General features: G+C 58.5%; 12 protein-coding genes. 4 read left to right on the forward strand and 8 right to left on the reverse strand.

Annotated features, from left to right (window positions below):
- Positions 1-52 precede the first annotated feature (52 nt).
- From ACZRJQ_RS17370 to pbpC, 3 genes are all read right to left on the reverse strand, one after another.
- Positions 53-1,735 (reverse strand): ShlB/FhaC/HecB family hemolysin secretion/activation protein, encoded by a 1,683-nt coding sequence (locus ACZRJQ_RS17370; protein ID WP_463979561.1) that lies wholly within the window; start codon positions 1,733-1,735, stop codon positions 53-55.
- 183 nt (positions 1,736-1,918) lie between these two features.
- Positions 1,919-3,787: a collagen-like triple helix repeat-containing protein gene (locus tag ACZRJQ_RS17375; protein ID WP_463979562.1), complete on the reverse strand. Its 1,869-nt coding sequence runs from the start codon at positions 3,785-3,787 to the stop codon at positions 1,919-1,921.
- A 343-nt stretch (positions 3,788-4,130) separates the two neighbouring features.
- Entirely contained in the window at positions 4,131-6,446 is a 2,316-nt protein-coding gene (gene pbpC / locus ACZRJQ_RS17380) for a peptidoglycan glycosyltransferase PbpC (RefSeq protein WP_463979641.1), read from the reverse strand.
- Between the two features lie 113 nt (positions 6,447-6,559).
- Between pbpC and ACZRJQ_RS17385 the strand changes: the two genes are divergently transcribed.
- Positions 6,560-6,853 carry a hypothetical protein gene (locus ACZRJQ_RS17385; protein ID WP_463979563.1) on the forward strand — a complete coding sequence of 98 codons (294 nt, stop codon included), beginning with the start codon at positions 6,560-6,562 and terminating at the stop codon, positions 6,851-6,853.
- Positions 6,854-6,923: 70 nt separating this feature from the next.
- Here the strand turns inward: ACZRJQ_RS17385 and ACZRJQ_RS17390 are convergent, their stop codons facing one another.
- Entirely contained in the window at positions 6,924-11,819 is a 4,896-nt protein-coding gene (locus ACZRJQ_RS17390; protein ID WP_463979564.1) for an alpha-2-macroglobulin family protein, read from the reverse strand.
- A 148-nt stretch (positions 11,820-11,967) separates the two neighbouring features.
- Here ACZRJQ_RS17390 and ACZRJQ_RS17395 point away from each other — a divergent pair, with 148 nt between their 5' ends.
- Positions 11,968-13,308 carry an MATE family efflux transporter gene (locus ACZRJQ_RS17395; protein ID WP_463979565.1) on the forward strand — a complete coding sequence of 447 codons (1,341 nt, stop codon included), beginning with the start codon at positions 11,968-11,970 and terminating at the stop codon, positions 13,306-13,308.
- Positions 13,309-13,471: 163 nt separating this feature from the next.
- Here the strand turns inward: ACZRJQ_RS17395 and speA are convergent, their stop codons facing one another.
- The 4 genes from speA to ACZRJQ_RS17415 all read right to left on the reverse strand — a co-directional run bounded on the left by speA (position 13,472) and on the right by ACZRJQ_RS17415 (position 17,876).
- Complete coding sequence (speA, locus tag ACZRJQ_RS17400) at positions 13,472-15,385, reverse strand: arginine decarboxylase (protein WP_463979566.1); 1,914 nt, start codon at positions 15,383-15,385, stop codon at positions 13,472-13,474.
- Positions 15,386-15,603: 218 nt separating this feature from the next.
- Positions 15,604-15,975, reverse strand: coding sequence for a translation initiation factor Sui1 (locus ACZRJQ_RS17405; protein WP_463979567.1), 372 nt, complete (start codon positions 15,973-15,975; stop codon positions 15,604-15,606).
- Between the two features lie 287 nt (positions 15,976-16,262).
- Entirely contained in the window at positions 16,263-16,805 is a 543-nt protein-coding gene (locus tag ACZRJQ_RS17410; protein ID WP_463979568.1) for an NUDIX hydrolase, read from the reverse strand.
- A 3-nt stretch (positions 16,806-16,808) separates the two neighbouring features.
- On the reverse strand, positions 16,809-17,876 hold the full coding sequence (locus tag ACZRJQ_RS17415; RefSeq protein ID WP_463979569.1) for a DUF2333 family protein: 1,068 nt from the start codon (positions 17,874-17,876) through the stop codon (positions 16,809-16,811).
- Positions 17,877-18,165: 289 nt separating this feature from the next.
- Between ACZRJQ_RS17415 and ACZRJQ_RS17420 the strand changes: the two genes are divergently transcribed.
- Positions 18,166-19,830 (forward strand): GGDEF domain-containing response regulator, encoded by a 1,665-nt coding sequence (locus tag ACZRJQ_RS17420; RefSeq protein WP_463979570.1) that lies wholly within the window; start codon positions 18,166-18,168, stop codon positions 19,828-19,830.
- Positions 19,831-19,889: 59 nt separating this feature from the next.
- Positions 19,890-21,851 carry a methyl-accepting chemotaxis protein gene (locus tag ACZRJQ_RS17425; protein ID WP_463979571.1) on the forward strand — a complete coding sequence of 654 codons (1,962 nt, stop codon included), beginning with the start codon at positions 19,890-19,892 and terminating at the stop codon, positions 21,849-21,851.
- The last annotated feature ends 83 nt before the right edge of the window (positions 21,852-21,934 follow it).

A 21,934-nucleotide genomic window follows, 5' to 3' on the forward strand; every position in this document is an offset into this window, starting at 1 on the left:
CAAAGGCTGCGATGGCCTGCAAAGCAGGCCAAATAACAGCAGATTGATCCACCTAAAGCTGATAACTAAAACTCAGCGTATAACGCGGTCGGCGATTGAAGCTGTCCAGTGCCATATCAGACATGGGCTTGGCCACTTCAAGGGCGATGTTGTAATAACGCTTGTCACCAAAACGCAGCCCCATTGCTGCCGAGGACATGTCCGATCCCCTCAAGGGTAATTCGTTGAACCAGGTTTTGGCCCGATCCAGCACCACGTAAGGTTGCAGCAATTTCACCCATGCGCCGTCACGATTAAAGCTGTAGTTCACTTCGTAGGCCACGCCCCAGCCTTTGTCTCCGGAAGCTTGATCGTCGGGGTAGCCACGGCCAAAGTTTTGCCCGCCAAAAACCGCACGCTCACTGTCTGCCAGGCTGTCGTCACTCCAGTACAACGCGGCAGACGCTACGCCCTGCCAGTTGTCAAAAAAGGTGTCGCTCTGCACGCCAGATAAACGCAGCCGGAAGAAGTCCAGGTCGTAATGGTTGCTGGTCAGGCTGGTTTCGCTTTTAGCACCCAGCCCGTTGATACCTTGGTATAGCCCGGCGCTGACAATGCGCAGTTGCTTGGCGTCGGACTTGCGCCAGTCGCCTTCAAACGCCAGTGCCCGCACGTTGGTTTTTTCGGTGATGCTCAGCGGGTAGCCGACCACTTCGTAGTCCGTGTTGTCATCAACGCCATATAGCCGAGCGCCGAGGCTGAGCCACTGGCTCGGCGCTGCAATCAACGGATGCGTGACGCCAATCGAAAACCGGTCGTTCTCGCGATGGGGCTTGAGTTCAAAGCCGTCACTGGTCGCAATGTTGGTGCCCGGATCACTGCGATAACGTGCGCCGTACAAACTCAACTGCGTGCCTTCCGCATTCAGGAACTGGCTGTAATCGATACGGTAGTAATGCTCTTTGTCGTTACCCGGCGGGAACAACCCGCTTAAGCTCAACTGTTCAGCCATTGCCGTTTGCGAGTTGCTGCTCACACCAAACAGCGCCTGGGTGCTGTCGCGGCTGCCCTCGGTCAGGCTCATGCTGGTGGTGAAAGGTTTGCGGCTGGCAGTAATTTGCATGGTGGAACCCCCGTCGGTGGTGCCCGGCGGTGGCACTTGCGCTTGTAAGGTCACACCCGGCAAGCGGCCCATCAATGTGGCGTAGCGGTCGAAGGTTTTGCGGGTCAGCGGGCGCTCGGCCTTGAGCTTGTCGACCAACTCATCAATAAAACCTTTTACACGTCCCACATCGCCATCCACGTGGTAATCACGGATGTACCCTTCAACCAGCACCACGCGCACCAAACCTTGGTCAAAGTCTTGTGGCGGCAAAAAGGCATACGACAACAGGTAGCCGTCAGCCTGATAGCGCTGGGTGATGCTGCGCGTGGCCTCAATCAACTGGCTCAAGGTGATTTCATGCCCCAACAGCGGTTGATAGGCCTCGCCCAGTTCTTTAAGCGGGTAGATCGTGCCGCCTTCTATCTGCAACTTACGAATCGTCAGCTTGGTTCCCATCTCCAACGGCTGGGGCTGGGCAGTGCCCGGCTTGGGTAATTGCAACGCAGATTTTTGCGGGCGATAGGCGTCTACCGGCAAGTTAGGCGTGGGCAAGGTTTGCATGGTGTCGTTGCTGTTGAGGTAACGCGGAAGGGGTTCGGCACTGACATAAGGGGTTAAAACTAAGCACAACAAAGGTACGTAAGTACGCATATGACGCTCCATGGTCCACAACAGCAATGTCACGAGGTGGGCGCGTCATCTTTGAGTGAGGCTACCCGGGTGAATGCCCTACATCCTGCACATAAAAAAAGACGAGAGATTCAGCGGAATCTCTCGTCTCAACCAAGCGTAGGCGCTGTAGGTGAGGCCGTCGAACTGGCCAGGTGCAATTCGTTAGTTTTTCTTGCCCAGATTGCCCAGGCCACCCAATACCCCGCCCAAACCACCCAAGCCCCCCGTAGTAGTACCGCCAGTGGTGCTGCCTGCCGAAGTGCCACCGTTCAACAAACCGCCCACTGCACCGACCGTTGCCCCCACGGTGTTGACGGTTTGGCCGACTGCGCTGACCACTGGATTAGCGCTGCCTGCATCAACTTTTACCCCGACGCTGCTCACCGCGCTGCCCACTTGATTGAGCAGTCCACTTACAGGAGCCCCAAGGCCTGTGGCAGCGCCCACGTTTTGTGTGACTGTGGTGACCGCGCTGGTGACCGGGTTCAACGCCGCACCTACAGTGGTCGTCACGGCCGCCAGCGGTGCGCCCGCCGCATTATTTGCTACACCCGTGCCACCCAGCGCGCCGCCGATGGATGCCACGGTATTACCGATGGCATTGCCATTGGCACCTGCCGCGTCTACCACTGCGCTGGTGCTCCCGGCTGCCAAACCTGTGCTGATGCCGTTAACCACGCCACCGACGGTTTCAAGCAAGCCCGCACCGCCAATACCTGGCAAGCCACCGCTGCCACCTGTACCGCCTGTCCCACCACCGGTGGTAGGCGCCGGGTTCACATAACCACCCGCTTTGTCAGTCACACCGGCCACGCCGTTAAGTACACCGCCCACTAAGCTGGTAACGGGGTTGCCGTTGCCAGTTGCTGCCACTTTGTCACCCAGCCCTCCCACGACGCTGCCGACCTTGTTCAAAACACCGTCCACTGGTGCGCCCAAACCGGTTGTGGTGCCCACTTTGCCAGTCACGTTTTCGACCAATGAGATGACTGGTACCAGCACTTTGTCATTCACACCGCCCGTGACTTTGCTCAAAGGCCCTGTGGTTGTAGACGCAGTCAGCGTGTTGCCGAGCATGGTCACGGTAGTGCCCACCTTGTCCACGAGCCCGCCTGCTACGTCCGTTACTTTGCCCGTTACGCCGCCCACGATCGGAATTTGGCTGATCGGGGTACTGTCGAGGACAGTCGTGACACCCGTACCCAACGACGATACGCCTTTACCCACATCACTCACGGCGTTGGTTACACCTGCCACGGTGATGCCTAATGAGTCTTTATTGGTGCCCAGCGAACCCAGCCCTTCGGTTACGCCTGTTGTGACAGACGAAACGGCGTTGCCAGTATTGGTCACCAAACCACCTGCCACGCCAACCACGGGAACCGTGCTCAAGGTGTCACCCAAACCGCTGACTGTGCTGCCAACACCCCCCAACGCAGTGCCTATTTGCCCGACGACTTGACCTGTCACTAATGGCGTCACGCCCGCGCCGGTTCCACCGTCAGTTCCGCCACCGGTTCCGCCACCGGTTCCACCGCCTGTGCCACCGCCAGTTCCGCCGCCTGTGCCACCACCGGTTCCACCGCCTGTGCCACCGCCAGTTCCGCCGCCTGTGCCACCACCGGTTCCGCCGCCTGTGCCACCGCCAGTTCCGCCGCCTGTGCCACCACCAGTTCCGCCGCCTGTGCCACCACCAGTTCCGCCGCCTGTGCCACCGCCAGTTCCGCCGCCTGTGCCACCACCAGTTCCGCCATCGGTTCCACCGCCTGTGCCACCGCCAGTTCCACCGCCTGTGCCACCGCCAGTTCCACCGCCAGTTCCACCGCCTGTGCCACCGCCAGTTCCACCGCCTGTGCCACCGCCAGTTCCGCCGTCTGTGCCACCATCGGTTCCGCCACCTGTGCCGTCATCGGGCGTGCTTGCGGACACATGGCTTTTCGATCCGCCACCACCACTGCTGCAACCCGACAAGCTGACAGTCAGAACTAGAAATAAAGCTGTACTGGTTTTTAACCACAGTTGAGTGTTCATGATTAATTCCTTGCACCTGTTACACCTGAGTTCGAAAGTTCTCGGCTCTGACGTCAGAGATACTTCCATCCGTTGCAGACATAACAACCCCAAGGGTCTAAGCGAACAATTCACAACTTGGTATTAACCCCTTATATAAGCGCGTACGCCTTGTTCATTCGGATTAATACTTAATAAAGTTCACGGCTTTAAAACACGGCATGAATCGATTAAGCACAGCATCAACAACTCGCAAGTTCGCGCGCTCCACGAAAGTTATAACCACAATTTGTAGCCGCGAATGAAGGCGGCTCAGTCTTCGCAAACCCTAAAAGCGCAATTCAACAGGAACGCCGGGCGAGTTTCACTCCACCACGCTGAACTCAACCCGTGCGGTTTGTCCGCCTTCGTCCAGCACGCTGATTTCGTAACGTCCAGCCTGTTTAAGATGGGTGCTGAGCCCATCCTGCTGCGCGCTTTCACCCAGCGGCGCACCATTGAGGAACCACCAGCGGCGACCGTCCCCACCCAAGGCTGACAGCTTAAGTCGCAGCCACGCTTGGCTTGCCGCTGGCCTGCGCAGTTGATCACCATCGCGCACACCAACAATCGACAGCGGTGTGACCGAATGCAGTGCCGGGGGCGGGCACTGGGTGGAGGCCTTAGGCAACCGCGAGTCACGCCGCTCAATGCGTGGCAACCAAGGTTCAAGCGGTGCAGGCCATAAGGCCACTTCACGGGCCTGAGCGTCAGGGCATTGCGGGCTTACACGCAGGCCTTGGTCATTGACCCAGATGTTTTCTCGCAAACCCACCCCCAGCGGTTGATCCGCCGCGAGCAAGGTCGGCGGCGTGGTGTGATCCAGCGTCCAGGCAAAACGCTGACGGCGACAATTAGGATCGTTCTTGTTTAACGGCTGGCCCAAAGGCCAGCAAATAGCTGCCACCCCAACATTGCCCGGTACTGGCTGCAGCGGGGCAACAATGCCGCGCTGAGCATCACGGTTGGTCAACACGTCATGCACTTGCAGCATCAGTGGTGCAGCCGACGCCAGGCCAAATTGCCCCGGCACCGGCGTGCCATCCGGGCGGCCAATCCACACGCCGATCAAATAACGCGGGCCAACCCCAATGGCCAACGCATCCCGAAAGCCATAACTGGTGCCGGTCTTCCACGCCAGCAACGGGCGCTGCACCAACTCGGCACGCGGGTCACGATCCGGGCGCGCTTGCCCACTCAAAATGCGCCGGATGACCCACGCCGATCCCGGCGACAGCATGCGCCGTTCATGCAATGGGTCTTGTGGTTGCAAGCGCAAACTGGCGCTTTTACCCTCACGGGCCAAGGCGCTGTAGCCGCTGACCAAGTCCTCTAAGCGGCTGCCCGCGCCGCCCAAAATCAACGCCAAATTAGGCTCGGCCAAGGCAGGCAAGCTAAGCGGTACGCCGCCGTTACGCATGTCCGCAGCAAAGCGTTTAGGCCCGTAGGCTTCAAGCAATTGCACGGCCGGCAAGTTAAGCGATGTGGCCAACGCAGCGCTGGCCGACACCGGGCCGCTAAAGCCCATCGAGAAGTTGCCCGGCCGGTAATCGCCATAGCGTCGTGGCACGTCCTGCAACAGGGATTCGGAGTGAATCAGCCCGGCATCCATCGCCATGCCGTACAAAAACGGTTTGAGGGTCGAGCCCGGTGAACGCAGGGCGCTGATCATGTCCACATGGCCAAAGCGTCGCGCATCGTTGATGTCTACCGAGCCCAAATAAGCGCGCACAGCCATGTTTTCAGTTTCGACCACCACAATCGCAGCCGAGGTGTGATCGGGCAGACGAGCGCGCCAACCCAGCAGCAAGTCTTCAAGACGGCGCTGCAAGTTGGCATCCAAAGTAGTACGAATCAGCGGTGGGCTGTGGGGGCGATTCAAGCGCCGCGCCAGCAAGGGTGCAAGGCTGGGCTCCAAGCGTGGCGCCAGCAGTAAGGGTTCTTCCAAGGCTTCATCGACAACGGATTGCGGCCACACCTGATACTCAGCCAAGCGGCGCAGCACCTTGTTACGTGCCACTTGCGCACGCTGCGGGTGGCGGTCAGGCCGCAAGCGACTCGGCGCTTGCGGCAACACCGCCAACAACGCCGCTTCGGAGCGGGTCAATTGCTGCGGCGACTTGCCCAAATAAGCCCAACTGGCGGCCGCAACGCCTTGTAGCGTGCCACCAAACGGCGCGCGATTGAGGTACAGATTGAGAATCTGGTCCTTAGACAAATGCCATTCCAACTGCGCAGTACGCCACAACTGGCGCAACTTGCCGGGCAAGGTACGCTCATGGGGGTCGAGCAAGCGTGCGACCTGCATCGACAACGTGCTGCCCCCCGACAGCACACGCCCACCACTCAGGTTTTGCCACGCCGCACGGCCCAGCGCCAACGGGTTAACACCGGGGTGCTGAAAGAACCAACGGTCTTCGTAGGTCAGCAACGCTTCAAGGTAATAAGGCGACACCTCACTCGTTTGCACCGGATAGCGCCACACTCCGTTGGCATCGGCAAAACGCCACAGCGGCGTGCCGTCTTCGGCCAGCACTACGCGGGCCAAGTCGTCCTTGGGTAAAGGCAATGGCCAGATTTGGTCGGCCAGCCACACCAACGCGCACACCAACACCCCGGTTGCGCCCGCCCAGCGCAGCACTTTTTTAAACGTCACACCCACGCAACGTGCCCCTTTACGGAACTACGCTTCATACATAGCAGCCAAAGGCTTAACTCTGGCACAGTGGCCACCTCACTCATCGGGACACACACATGCAAGTTGAAGGATTTTTCGAGAGCCTGGGGCAGATGTTCGGGGCGATCATTCGTTTTATCGTTGAAGGGTTAAGTGGCATTTTCAATGGCCTGAGCCATGCGGGCGGCAACTTTATCGACGGGCTGGGACGCACGTTGGGCATGGACACCTCAATCATCAGCATCGCCATTTTGGTCGTCGGGCTGCTGTTTCTGTACAACGCCGTGCGGGCCTTTTTAAGGGCCTCAATCATTGGCGGGGTAATTTGGTTGCTGTTGGGCCTGTGGGTGCTTAGCTGGATCATTAGCTAAAACACACGCTTGTGTAGACCTGGCGCAGGCTGCGATCTCCAACGCGAAAAACGCAGCCTGCACTCAGTTTTTATCGGCCCGTAATGACCATCTCGCCCGGCGCTTCACCTACGGCTTGCCAGTTGGGGCGGTACATCGACTCCACTTGCGGCGGCGGCACACGATACGTGCCAGGAGTGATAGCGCGAGCCAAGTACAGCAAGTGCGTGGTGCCATAGCCGTCCAGTTTCAACGCGGCCACGTAACGGTCATCACGATATTCCTGATGTTGCACGCTGGCGTTTTGCATCGACTCACGCCATTGCTTGACCTGACTGCTGGCATTTTCGAGGCTCGCAGCACTTTGGCCCAGGTTCTGGTTTTCCAACTCCAGCCCTGCTGGCAGCAAATCAACCACCAACGCATCTGGCACCTGTTGCTTGGCCGTCACAGCCACATGCACCAACACCAGATCGCCACTTTTGAGCGCTTTGATGTTGAGCGGCTCGCCGTTCATGCCCAAGTAATCACGACGAATACTCATGTTCTCGCCACCCGCCGCAGGTGCCTGCTGTGGATAACCCGAAATGGTCAGTTGCTGATAAATCGCTTCGCTGCCCTCGTTACGCAAGGAGAGCGGCGACGCCAGCAATAGCCCTTCAAGCTTGAGGCCCGGCTGGCTGTTATTCAGCTCGCGGGTTTGGCTGCCACTGGTAAGTTGCGCGCTCCAGTTGGCCTCGGGTTTGCTCAGCAGATCACGCCCCGCCAGGAATAGAGAATTACGCTCCTGAGTCGACAACCACTGGCTGCCTGCCAGTTGGTCCGACAAGTCGAACACACGTTGTTCGCGCTGGCCGCTCATCAAGTTGTTCTCTTCAAGCAGTGCCAAAATCAGCGCTTGATCGCGCAGCGGGCTGCCGTAGTCACCCAGCCATTCGTTGGCTTTACGGGTAACGGCCAAGCCTGCCACCAGCGCCTGATCGGCACGCGGCTGGTCGCCCATTTTCTGCAGGGCAATCGACAGTTGCACCAACGGCAAACCTGAACGCGCATCGCTGCGACGCTCAAAAATGCTGCGCAGCGCACCCAACGGCGCTTGCTGACTGCGCGCCAAAACCAACGCGGCATAGGCTTGCACTGCAAAACGCGTGTGCTCAAGGTTGTCGCTGTAGTCGGCTTCGATCAGGTTGCGTTCCTGCACATAACGCAGCAGACGCTCGTTGGCTTTTTTCAGTGCTTCGGGCGGCACTGCGTAGCCTTGATCGCGAGCACGCAGCAAGAAGTCAGTCACGTAGGCACTCAGCCAGTACTCTTCCTGACCATCTGCGCCCCACAGCCCAAAGCTGCCGTTGTAGCGCTGCATGCCCAGCAAGCGCTCGATTCCCAGTTCGATTTTGCGTTGACGATCCGCGTCAGATTCCCCTTCAAGGCCCAAGCGTTTGAGCAAGGCGGCATCGGCGTAAAGCGCTGGGTACAAACCGCTGGTGGTTTGTTCAGAGCAGCCATACGGATAGGCTTTGAGCGCGCGAATTTGTTCGCCCAGATTCAGCGGCGGGCGGCTCGACACACTCAACAACGCTTCACGCCCAGCCGGTTCAAACGCTTGCAACTCCCCTTCAGGCAAGCTCCACGGCTGATCTTTGAGTACGGCGCGGTAATGCTTGAGCATCGCCGGGTACGCCGGGCGCACCCCCAATGTCCATTCGCGGGTAAACGGGGCAAGGGTTTCACCTGGCAGGTCGAGGCCGTTGACGGTCACTTTGACTAAACCGGTGCCGTAACCACCGAGCGCTTTAACCGGGATCTGCAACGTGCTGCGCTGGCCGGGGCTTAACGTGACCTGCTGGGTGTGCGGGCTTAACAGGTCGAGCTGGCCTTCGGTGCTCAGGTTCACATTCAGGGTTTGCGGCTTGTCGGTCAGGTTGGACAAGTCCAGCGCCAGCCGGGTCTCATCGCCACCGGCCATAAAGCGCGGCGCGGCTAACTCTGCCACCAGCGGCGCTGCCACTACTGTTTTGGCTTGGGCCATGCCATAGCGATCCTCGGTCCAGGCTTGCGCCATCAAACGCAGCTCGCCGTTAAAGTCCGGGATGTCGATGCTGACCTCACCCTCGCCCTGCTCGTTAAGAGTGACGGGGGCGCTTTGCAGCGCAACGATGGTCACGCTGGTCGCTGGGCGCTTGCCGCCTTTGGCCAGCGCCGCATCACCCCCAAACGCCAAACTGGCCAAGCGGCCCTGCCCGGCTTCGATCAACTGCCCATAAATATCGAGCTGGTCGGCACCATAGGCCTTACGCCCAAACAGGCTCGCGTAAGGATCAGGCGTCGGGTAATCCGTGATATTCAGCACGCCAACGTCTACCGCGGCGAGCAGTACATGCGCCTGTTTGGGCACGCTGCCGTCGGCGTTTTTAGCGTGGATTTTTACCTTTAGCGGTTGCTTGGGGCGCATTTTCTCAGGCGCGTCCAAGGTCAACGCCAGTTTGCGCTGAGTGCGATCCAGCGGCAGGTGCAGCACGCCGACCGCACGTTTAGGGGTGATGTTGGTTTTGCGCTCACCGGGGCGAATCACCAGCGCGCTGACGTACAAATCGTGACGCGCCCAGCTTGGGTCAAGTTTGATGTCGAAGGTTTTACCTTCTGCGGGCACTTCAATTTCTTGCCACCACAATGGGCCGTCGCTGCCCTCGACCAGTAAGTAACCCTTGCCCGCAGCAGGCGGCGTGACGGTCACCTTGGCCGTGTCGCCATCGGCGTAGGCAGCTTTGTCCAGCGCCAGCTTGACCTGATCGGGCCGCACTGCGCCGCCTTCGGCGTTGTCTTGGGCGCGATAACCAGCCCAGAAGCGCAGGCTACTGATCAACCCGGTTTTAGGGTCTTCTACTTCAACGCGATAGGGGCCCCACTCCACCGGGAAGCTAACTTTGGCGGTTGCTCCGGCCTTGAGGTTGACGGTTTCTTCATTGAGGTTCAAAAACTTCTCGTTGTAGTGATAGCTCCAGCCATCGTTGTCCGAGTAGTTCCAGTAGTAATCACGGCGCTCGCGCACCAATCGCACCTTGAGGTTTTCAGCGGCCAGCTTGTTGCCTTGGTTGTCTGCCACCAGCAGTTCAAACTCTGCCGGGCCATCGCCATCGGTTTCAGTGCCGTCAAACAAGCCGCGAATACCCGGCAGGCGATCTGCGGGCCATACCGGCTGCACCAATCGACGCGTGATCGGGCGCCCGCCGGACTCCTGCAAACTGGCTTGTACGATCAGTTGCAGGGGCGACTTGGCATCGCTCCACTTGCTTTCAAGGCTGATGGTCTCTTCGCCCTGAGCGTTTAGAACGCTTTCGTCCAACTCCAAGTCCTGAGTCAGCTCTTCTTCGGTCACCGAGCCAAATTGATACCCCGGCAAGGCTTTGACTGCCTCACGCAAAGGACGCACATACACTTGGCCACTCAGGCGATTGCCCGCCGCTGGCGCGCCGTACAAATAGCGACCATTGACGTGAATCTCTGCGGTTTGATCCGGACGCAACGGGGTGTCGCTGCCTTTAAGTTCCAACGCCAAACGCTCAGGCAGGAAGTCTTCAACCAAAAACTCGTACAGTTGAGGCTTACCATCCCCCAAATCGAACACCAACTGCCAGCGCCCGGTCGGGGCTTCGGCGGCCAATTGCAGCGGGTATTGATAGAAGCCCGAGGCATCGGGCGACCACACAAATTTGCGGCTGACTTGCTCGTCTGGGCGACGCACTTCGACGCTGACTGGCTGCGGCTTGACCGGGTTGCCATCACGGTCACGCAGCAGCGCATTGAGCAGCACGGTTTCGCCGGGGCGATACAGATCACGCGGGCCAAACACAAAAAATTGCAGCGGATGCGCTTGCGGGCCACCGATGTCGAATTCGGCCAAGTCCAACGCCGCCGTGTTCAAACGCAACACACTGGTTTGATCGCCCTGACGCGCCACCAACACTTCAGCCTTGGGGGGCAAAGCCAGTTCAGCGTGGCCTGCTTTGTCAGTTTTGCCTTGGGCTAGCATTTTGCCTTTGCCGTCGAGCAGCTCCAGCTCCACGCCATTGAGCGCACTGCCACCTTCCAGCGCTTGGGTGAACACATCCAGACGCTTCTGATAACGGTGTACGGAAAGCCCGATATCACTGAGGGTGAACAGCGTGGCAGGCGTTGAATAGCTGTAACTGCCCGACGCCTTCATCACCGCCAAGTACACGCCCGCCTGCTGTAAAGGCTTAATGCCCGAGGTGGGCAAGATCAACGTTTCACGCGTGTTGCGTGCCGGGTTCAGGTCAAAACGGCCGCCGTACACCAAGTCAGCCATGCTCAGCAGGTCTTTGGCCTCATAGCTTTGCAGGCTGCTGTTGCGACCCCATTGGCTGAGAAAGGCAGGCAACGATTCGGGTTTGACGCGAAAGAACTCAACATCAACTTTGTCCACGTTCAGCGCGATAACGGGCAACCCTTCGGCCAAACGGGTGGGCAATAAATTGCCACGGCTGGCAAAGCCTACCGTGGGTTGCAGGTCTCGGGTTTCAAGGCGGCTCACGTATTCGGCCGCCAGTTGGCTGTCGTTGACGCCACGCAGACCAGCGTCAACGGTGAGGATCAATTTGCGCTGCGGCTCAAGGTGGCGCAGGTGCAGTTCCATCAAGTTATCTGACAGCTCCCATGCGCCATCAAGCTTGCCTGTCTTGGCATCGACCACGTGCAGCTTGTCGCCAAAGTTCTGCTCGGGGTCTAACGGCACCGAGAAACTCACCGACAAGGTGCTCGCGCCGTCCAACTGCACTTCTGACACATCCACCACACTTAATTCGCGCCCGGCATAACGCTCGGCCAGCACCTTGACGTCCTGCACTGGCTTGGCGGCTTGTGCTGTGGCAGCAGGCGCTAAAGCGGCATCAGGCTTGGCGGAGGATGAAGAATCACAAGCGCTCAGCAGCGCCAGCGCGCAGGCCAGGAACAGTCCTTTGTTAAGCATGGTGTACTCATTTACGTGGCAGTGAGGGGGACGACTATATAACAGCGTGCCCTGAACAGCAGGCGCGTCGGTCAGATTGACCCGATAAACAGGGTTTGGTTCGCAGGCAACAGATCTCGTTACAATGCCGCTCCCTGAAGGAGTCGACATGTCTTCCCTACTTGCTGATTGGCGCGACCGTGCAACCCATCGACGGGTGTGGGCGTTGGCCGCGCCAATGATCCTGTCCAACATTTCCGTCCCGCTGGTAGCACTGGTCGACAGCACGGTCATTGGCCACTTGCCCCACGCCCATCAACTGGGAGCCGTGGCAGTCGGGGCCAGCATGTACATCTTTTTGGCTTGGGCAATGGGCTTTTTGCGCATGGGCACCACGGGCTTCGCCGCCCAAGCCGCCGGGCGTGGCGATGGCACGGCACTGCGCCAAATTCTGCTGCAAGGACTATTGCTGGCCGGGTTGTTGTCGCTGTTGCTCGGGGTTATTGCGATCCCTTTTAGCGGCGTAGCGTTAAGTGTGATGCAGCCTTCTGTGGAGCTGCATGCTCTGACCCTGGACTTCTTCCACACCCGCCTGTTCGGCTTGCCCGCCGCACTGGCCAGCTATGCGTTGGTGGGCTGGTTTTTGGGCACCCAAAACGCTCGGGCACCCTTGGCCATTTTGCTCACCACTAACGTGGTGAACATCGCATTGAACCTGTGGTTTGTATTGGGGCTGGACTGGGGCGTTGTCGGCTCGGCGCGGGCCTCGGTCATCGCTGAGTGGAGCGGCGCCTTGCTAGGCCTGTGGCTGACACGCGGCGCGCTGCGCGTGTACCCCGGCAAAGTGATGTGGGCCGCGCTGCGCTTGTGGCAAAACTGGAAGCCACTGCTGGGGGTTAACCGAGACATCTTCATTCGCAGCCTGATGCTGCAATCGGTGTTTTTTGCCATCACCTTGCAAGGCGCCCGTCTGGGCGATGCGACAGTAGCTGCCAATGCGCTGCTGCTCAATGGTTTGCTGCTGGCAGCACACGCGCTGGATGGTTTGGCCCATGCGGTTGAGGCCTTGTGCGGGCACGCCATCGGCGCGCGAGACCGTAACGCGCTGCGGCGTTCGATGGTGGTGGCCTGTGGTTGGTCGCTGCTGGCAAGCCTGGGATTTGCATTGCTGTTTTTATTGGGCGGCCACCTGTTTATCGAGCTGCAAACCGACATTCCAAACGTGCGCGAAACCGCCTTCGAATACTTGCCATATTTGGCGCTGCTGCCGCTGATTGCGGTATGGAGTTACTTGCTAGACGGGCTGTTTATTGGCGCCACACGGGCCAGAGAAATGCGTAATGCGATGGTGTTCAGCGTGATGCTTGCCTTGCCTGTGGCCTGGGCACTGCACGGTTTTGGCAACCACGGGCTGTGGATAAGTTTTCTGCTGTTTATGGTGTTGCGCAGCCTGACGCTCGGCCTTTATGCCTGGAGGATGCAGCGCAAGGATCAGTGGTTTAACTCATAAACCCTAAACGTGTAGTCGCTGCCAAAGGCTGCGATAAGGGCCGAAGACGCTTCGTTTGAAATCCGGGGCAGCCCATCGCAGCCTTTGGCAGCGACTACCGCGTTGGTAAGCGCCACAAAAACGCCGCCCCATCGGGACGGCGTTTTTTCAGGCTTCAAACGTATTACGAAGACAAGTAAGACGAGCGGGTCAGGCCCAGACGCAGAGCGTCCAGATACTGGGTGCGCTCTTTCACGCTGATGTTGGCGCTGGCCACTTTGTCGCGGTAGTGGTTCATCAACTCCTCCGGCGACAAGTGCACGTAACGCAGCATGTCTTCGATGGTGTCGTGGGTCTCAATACCGGCGTGGTAAACACTGCCATCAGCGTTCTGGTAGATGTTCACCGAGTCGGTGTCACCGAACAGGTTGTGCATGTCGCCCAAAATCTCCTGATAGGCGCCAACCAAGAAGATACCCAGCAGGTAGTCTTCGCCTTCGTTCAGCCCATGAACCGGCAAGCTGGTTTCGATGCTCTGCTCGTCTACGTATTGCTTGATCTTGCCGTCAGAGTCACAGGTCAAATCTTGCAGTACGGCGCGGCGCAGCGGCTCTTCGTTGAGACGATGCAGCGGCAGAATTGGCAGCACCTGGCCAATGGCCCAGGTGTCGGGCAGGCTCTGAAACACCGAGAAGTTGCAGATGTACTTATCAGCCAGCTTGTCGTTGAGTTCGTCCAGCACTTGGCGGTGCGAGCGCTGGCGGGCTTTCAACGAGTTATGCAGGCGACGGCAAACAGCGAAATAGCACTGCTCGGCCAACGCCTTTTCAGATAGCGTGATTTTGCCATCCGCGTACTGAGCCGCCACGTCGCTCATGTAGTGAGTGGCGCGCCAGTAAGTTTCGGTGACCATTTCAATGTCGGTCGGGCCCAGCAGGTCAACCAGCCACTGTACGGTTTCGGGCAGGCTTTCCTTGTTTTCGATGACCGGCACATCGTCGTTGTGCTTCTCGACGTCTGTCACCTGCACCACCAACATGGCGTGGTGAGCCGTCAGGGAGCGGCCACTTTCAGAGAAAATGTGCGGGTGTGGCAGGCTTTGCGCGTCGCAGAACTCTTTGAGCATGCCCACCACAACACCGGCGTAATCGTCCATGTCGTAGTTGATGGAGCTGGCGTTACGCGAGTGAGTACCGTCGTAATCCACGCCCAAGCCACCGCCCACGTCGATGTGGTCAACCGGCAGGCCCAGGTTGCGCAGCTCGCCGTAGTAGCGAATCGCTTCTTTGAAGCCGTGCTGGTAGTCCGCCAAGTTGGCGATCTGCGAACCCATGTGGAAGTGCAACAGGCGAATGCCTTGATCCAGACCCGCAACACGGAAGCGCTCAACCACCGACAACAACTGTGCCGCCGACAGGCCGAACTTGGATTTTTCACCACCGGTGTCTGCCCACTTGCTCGATGCCAGCGACGACAAGCGCACGCGCAAACCAACCTGGGGTTTGACTTTGAGCGAGGCCGCTTCTTCGATCACCAGATCAACTTCGGACTCTTTTTCGATCACGATAAAAACGTTGTGACCCAGCTTCTGGCCCATCAGCGCCAAGCGAATGAACTCGCGGTCTTTGTAACCGTTGCAAACGATGGTGCCGCCTTTTGGGGCCAGCGCCAGCACTGCCAGCAGCTCAGGCTTGGAGCCTGCTTCAAGACCAATCGACACGTCTTTGGTGGCGATGATGTTCTCGATAACCGCTTCTTGCTGGTTCACCTTGATCGGGTACAGCGCAGTGTATTTGCTCTGGTATTCCAGACGCTCAATATTGGCATCGAACGCGCCGGTCAACTGACGTACACGGTCTTGCAAAATGTCTGGGAAACGCACCAGCAATGGCAAGGACAGGCCCGTTTTACGCAGGTTGTCGACTTGCTCGTACAAATCGATGGGCGAGCTGTTCGGGCCGTTCGGACGGACTTCTACGCGACCGGCTTCATTGATCGCGAAATACCCGGCCCCCCAATGGCGAATCCCATAAACGCTGCGGCTGTCCGCAACTGTCCATTGGCTGCCATCGTCTTTGCGTGTGCGTCGTACGGACATCGAAGTCCCCTATAAATAAGTCAAATAGCCAAACCTGAAAGCAGGCTGGCGCAGTCTAAGGCGTGAACGTGACGATTCGTCTGTGCTGGGTAGACCCCGGCAACAGCGCGGAGTTTAGAAACCCGTCATAACAGGCTCTGTGAAAACCATGACAAGCAGCAGCTGTCAGCCCGGCATCGGGCAACAGAAGTGCTAAACGGTGGTTTTCACAGAGGCTGCTAGCCGCCGGACTTCTTGGCTGTAAACCCGAGTTTGATCAGTTCGGCCAACAGCAACTCAACGTGATCGCCCTGGATCTCGATGATGCCGTCTTTCAACGCACCGCCAGTGCCACAGCGTTTTTTCAACGTCGTGGCCAGCTCTTTAAGCGCGTCTTCAGCCAACGGCACACCGGTTATCGTCGTAACCGTCTTGCCACCACGGCCTTTGCTTTCGCGACGCACGCGAGCAATGCCATCACCGGCAGGGATCTGGGTTTGTTTGCAGGTACAGGCGTCCACTGGCTGACGACAGTCTGGGCAGTGACGACCTGCGTCGGTGGAAAATACCAAGCCACCAAGGGCGGCGAAGGATGCGGCTTTTTTGGCCACCGGCAATCCTCATATGGAGGACAAAAAACTGGCCGGCAGTGACGTTAAGCGTCATGCAATACCGACCGCGAAGCCCCACTCTGGCAGGGGCAGCGCAACTCAGACGGCAAAACCGCCTGAGCCTGAAAAAGGTCGCGCAGTGTAACGACAAAATCGCCGCTGCCCAAGAGCCAATCGGCGCAAAAAATAACGTAACACCTACAGTCGCCGCCCAAGGCTGCGATGGCGTGGGTTGTAAGCTCGGTTTTTCTGCCCCCCACAAGCCTTTTCACAACCTGCCCCAGCGGCTAAACAGCCTGGGTCTGGGCCAGATAACGCTTGAGCGCAGCCAGTGAATCCGGGCAATAAGGCTGTTGCTCGGCCAAGCGCAGCGCCTCGGCCACCGGGATAAAACTGGCGCTCTGGACTTCTTCGGGCTGCACCTGCAGCGGGCCATCCCACACGGCAGAGAACACCGCGCACCACAGATGGTTTTGATCACCTTCAAAGTAAAAGCGCTCATGGGCGGTCAACGGCACACCACTGACACCCAACTCCTCTTGCAACTCGCGGGCAGCAGACTCAGCGTAGGCCTCGTGCACACCCACCATCCCTCCGGCCGCCACATCCCAAAAACCGGGATACAACGCCTTGCTCAAGGTGCGTTGATGCACGCACAGCTCGCCGGCAGAGTTGAACAGCAAAATGAAGGTGCCACGCCCAATGAGCCCGCGCTCGCGCAGCTCTTTGCGCGGCAAACCGCCCAAGAGGCGGTCGTCGCGATCGACCCAGGCGACTAGCTCGACATCAGAGGCCGCACGATGCGCAGCCTCCGAAGCTGAAATGGCCATCACTTATCCTTGTGAGAGCAGTTGACGAAGGTCCATGACCGCCGCGTTGGCACGGGAGATGTAGTTGGCCATGACCAACGAGTGGTTAGCCAATACGCCATAACCGCTGCCATTGAGAATCATCGGGCTCCAGACAGGCTCTTGTGCCGCCTCCAGCTCGCGAATGATCTGACGCACGCTGACCGTTGCATTCTTTTTAGCCAGCACGTCTGCGAAGTCAACTTCGATAGCCCGCAGCAAGTGCGACAACGCCCACGCTTGGCCACGAGCCTCGTAGAACACGTTGTCGATTTGCATCCACGGGGTTTCGACTACTTCTTCATCAACCACAGGCACTTGGCCCGGTTGCAGACTTTCGGTTTTCAGTGCGCTGTTGAGTTTGACCCGACCCACACTGGCCGACAGGCGCTGCGACAACGAACCCAAACGCGTACCCACATCGCCCAACCAGTTGTTGAGGTTATCGGCGCGGGCGTAGAACAGAGCGTTCTTTTGGTTCGGATCGGACAAACGCGCCTGATAACGGCTCAGGGAGTTAATGCCTTCCTGATATTCAGACTCGCTGGAAGGCAGCATCCAGCTTTTGTTATCAAAGTTAAAACGCGGCTCGGCCTTGGCCAGATCAGCGTCTTCAGCCGATTGCGACTGCGAACGGGCAAAGTCTTTACGCAGTGCGCGGGTCAGGTCACGTACCTGCACCAGCACGCCGTATTCCCAGCTCGGGATGTTGTCGAGCAGCACACCCGGTGGAAAACGATCGTTGGACAAATAACCGCCCGGCTTATTGAGCAGCGTCCCGGCCACTGTTTTAAGGGTTTCTACCGTGGTGAAACCCGGCACCATTTGCTTGCCGTCGCGGTCAGCCGCCTGCTGCGCGTTTTGCTGTACCGGGAACAAGTCTGGCTCTTGGCTCCAGTACCAGCCCACACCCAGGCACACCACGACATAAATGCCGATCAGCGCCATGATTGAGCGGCTCATGAGAATGCTTTTGAAATAGCCACGCGGCTGTGTCCTGGTCTCTTTGACCGATTCGCGGGCGCTGCCCTCACGTTTTTTCCAGTCCAGCATGGCTATGTCCTTTCAATTACTGAATTCAACGGTTCGACCACAACCCTACTCCATCGTGCCTCATCTATACGCTTTTAAATCACGATGACGCTGATCTGCAACAAAGCTGGGGCAGCCTGAGTGCGGCACTATAGAGCATGCTTGCTACAGCGCCTACGTCGACACTCAACCGCTAAATGTGGCTGAATGTGACTTAATTTCAAGCCGGGACTCGTGCATTTGAAAAGAGGTGCTAGCATAGAGCCACCAGTCGACCTCAGCATGCCCCCTTACCTTAAGCAGTCAGGATATGACCGAGCACGAAGACCCTAGCCGCGAGCGTCTCAAGAACCACTTTGCCCAACGGGTCATCCATCAGGCACGTCAAATTCTTGAGATCTGGCAACGTTTGCAGGGGCAAGAATGGTCGTCTCCCGACCTGACAGAGCTGTGCGACGCCAATTTGCGTCTGCTGCGTTTTGCCGAACGCTTTGATCAGCCCGAACACGCTCTGCTGGCTCGCGCTATCAATGAGGCACTGCAAAGCGTCAACGCCAATCGGGGCCGCTTAAGCAGCCCGATGATCACCGAACTCAATCGTTTGATGCAGCGCCTGTCACGCACTGGCCTGCGTCAGGGCGATCAACTGGAACAAACCTTTCTGCCGCCGTTGCGCAAACCCGTCTACATCCTTTTGCAAGACCTGGACCGCGCTGACCGACTGGCTAAACAGTTGGAATTTTTCGGCCTGAGCGCGCGAGCACTGGACAGCGTGGGCACCTTCCGCCGTGCAATGGCCGAGCGCCACCCAGCCGCAATTGTGATGGACGTGGATTTCGGCAGCGCCGGCAAAGGGCTAGAGCTGGCAGCTGAGACTCAGATCGGGCTGGAGCAAAAACTGCCGCTGCTGTTTTTCAGCCTGCATGAAACCGACACCCCAACCCGCCTTGCCGCCGTGCGCGCAGGCGGTCAGGAGTTTTTGACCGGCACCCTCGAAGCCTCAAGCCTGATGGAAAAAATCGAGGTGCTAACCTGTGTCGCCCAGTACGAGCCCTACAAAGTACTGATCATTGACGACTCCAAAGCCCAAGCGCTGCATACCGAGCGCTTGCTCAACAGTGCCGGGATTGTGACCCGCACCTTGATCGAGCCGATTCAGGCGATGGCTGAGCTAGCCGACTTTCAGCCCGATTTGATCATCCTCGACATGTACATGCCCGCCTGTACGGGCACAGAGCTGGCCAAGGTGATTCGCCACAACGATCGCTACGTCAGCGTGCCGATCATCTACTTGTCCGCCGAGGACGACCTAGACAAGCAGCTCGACGCCATGAGCGAAGGCGGCGATGACTTTTTGACCAAGCCGATCAAGCCGCGCCATCTGATCACCACCGTGCGCAACCGCGCTGCCCGTGCACGGCACTTAAAAGCGCGCATGGTGCGCGACAGCCTGACTGGCCTCTACAACCACACCCATATTCTGCAATTACTCGAAGACTGCACCTTCCGCGCTCGCCGCGAAAAGCGTCCGCTGAGCTTTGCCATGATCGACATCGACCACTTCAAACGGGTCAACGATTCATATGGCCACCCGATGGGCGACCGCGTGATCAAAAGTCTGGCGCTGTTTCTCAAGCAACGCCTGCGCAAAACCGATTTCATTGGCCGTTACGGCGGCGAAGAGTTTGCAATTGTGATGCCTGACACCGATCAGGAATCAGCGCACAAAGCCCTCAATTTGATTCGTCAGCGCTTTGCCGAAATTCACTACCCGGCACAGCCCACAGACCTGTGGTGTACGTTCAGTGCTGGGGTTGTAGAACTCAATGACGACACCGACAGTTTGATCATGGCCTCGCAGGCCGATGAAGCGCTGTACCAGGCCAAAAATAACGGGCGCAATCAGGTGCAGCGCTTTCACCCGGCAAGGCCAATTGCCACTATTTCTTCAAAAGAGACCGACGCTGTCACATAGCTGTCATCCAAACGCAATAAATTCAGGCACTTATCATTGCGACGTAGGCAATATCCGACATGCGCCTGAAGCTGTTAACCAACCTCAATACTCTGTTGTTGCTCGCCGTGTGCCTCGCGTTGGGCACCACGTTATGGTGGTCGCAACAGGCGCTTGAGCGTCCGTTTTTGCTGATGGAGCGCTACCTCAGCCTGTCGCAATATTTCCAGAACCAAGTGGCTCGCAATATCGACAGCTACCTCGCCAGCGGCGATGCCTTACGCCTGAGCGACGCCAACAGCGCACTCGACACCCTCAAACACCAGCTCAGCTCACTCCCCCCAACCTTGGCCGATGCGCTACAGCCAAGCCTTGAAAACCTCAGCACCTTCAGCAATAACGAGCTGCTGGCGGCTGGTAAGTTAGCTGGCGACCCGCAAGCCTTGCTGCTGCAAGCCGAGCGAGAGCTGGGAGCCAATCTGGATCAGCTTCACCAATACGCCAGCGACGCCACCTCCCCTGCCGCTCAGGCTTATCTGCCCCCGCTGTTGACTGCATCGCTGCATCTGGCCAGCCTTTCGTTAGCACGCGACAAGCTGGTGAGCAGCGGGCGCAGCGAGTTGGCCTCTGAAGTTGAGCGTGAGCTGGCCGCTGTCCAAACCCAGGCACAACGCATTGAAGGCCTGCAACTGCTTGGGGTCAGCGCCAAAAACGCGTCCAATACCGACGACTTTGCCGCGATGATGGGGCTGGCGTCTGAACAGACCCAGCAAACCGAAGACGCGGGCATCAGCCTTAAACGCGACTTGAACAGCTTGTTGAATCGCTATCCCGCAGAGCTGAAACGCACCCAGTCCCAAATCGAACAGCGCACCCAGCTCGGCACGGCCACCCAACATCAACTCGACGCCGTTCAACAGGCACTTGCCGCACTGGAGCCGGTGGTGCGTGCAGAACATGGCCAGATCCAAAACGAAGTGCGGCTGATTCAAGGCCTGATGATCGGCCTGATATTGCTCATCGCATTACTGATCGACACGCTGCAACGCAGGCTGGCACGGGTATTGACGTATTTGGCGCCACGGCTGTCCACGTGGGCAGAAGGCGATTTCAGTCAGGACATACACATCGGCAAAACCAATCGCGAACTGCATGACATTGAAGCCTCACTCAATCGGCTGCGCGCCTATTTGGTCAAGCTGGTGGGCACTATCCGTCTCAACGCCGAACAAGTGGCAGGCAGTAGTCAAACCTTGGCGCAACTGAGCACAGACCTGCACGCAGGTGCCGAGCGTCAGGCGGGTGACACGGGGCAAATCCGCGATGCGCTGGGTGAGCTGGAAGCCACCATCTCGCAAGTTGCAGGCGATGCCAGCCACGCCGCCGACGCTAGCCGCAGCGCCGGGCTGGCCGTGGCGCAGGGTCAGCGCGTGATTGGTCAAAGCCTGACCGGGCTGCATTCGCTGGTCGGCGAGGTACAGAGCAACGCGCAGTTGATCGAACACTTGGCCGAAGAGTCGGCCACCATCGGCGGCGTGTTGACTGTGATTCGCTCCATTGCTGACCAAACCAACCTGCTGGCGCTTAACGCGGCCATTGAAGCGGCGCGCGCTGGCGAAATGGGCCGAGGGTTTGCAGTGGTCGCCGAAGAGGTGCGCTCATTGGCGCAACGAACAGCGGGCGCCACCAGCGAGATCCAAACCCTGATCGCTGGGCTGCAACTGGCGGCGCATCAATCCGTCGAAGGCATGCGCGCCCAAGTGGTACACGCGCAAGCCACCGCCCAGCAAGCTCAATCGGCCGACGGCGCACTGGATGAAATCGTCAGCGCTATTACGACGATTTCCGACACAGCAATACGCATTGCCGACGTCACCGCCCAACAAAGTGGAGCTGTCAGCGAAATCCGCGATCACAGTGAGCGTATTCATCAATTAGGTGACGACAACCTGCAACGCATAGGCATCGCCCGCAATCAAAGCCAGCAATTGCTTGACCTCGGCTCAGCGTTGAACACCGCTGTATCGGCATTCAGGGTGTAACCTCACCCGTAGCGCCCATACGGGGGTGTGGCCTGCACTGAACAACTCACTCCGTTATGATGGCCGCACGTTTGCTTTGCGAG

It is taken from the genome of Pseudomonas sp. E315, assembly GCF_055406205.1.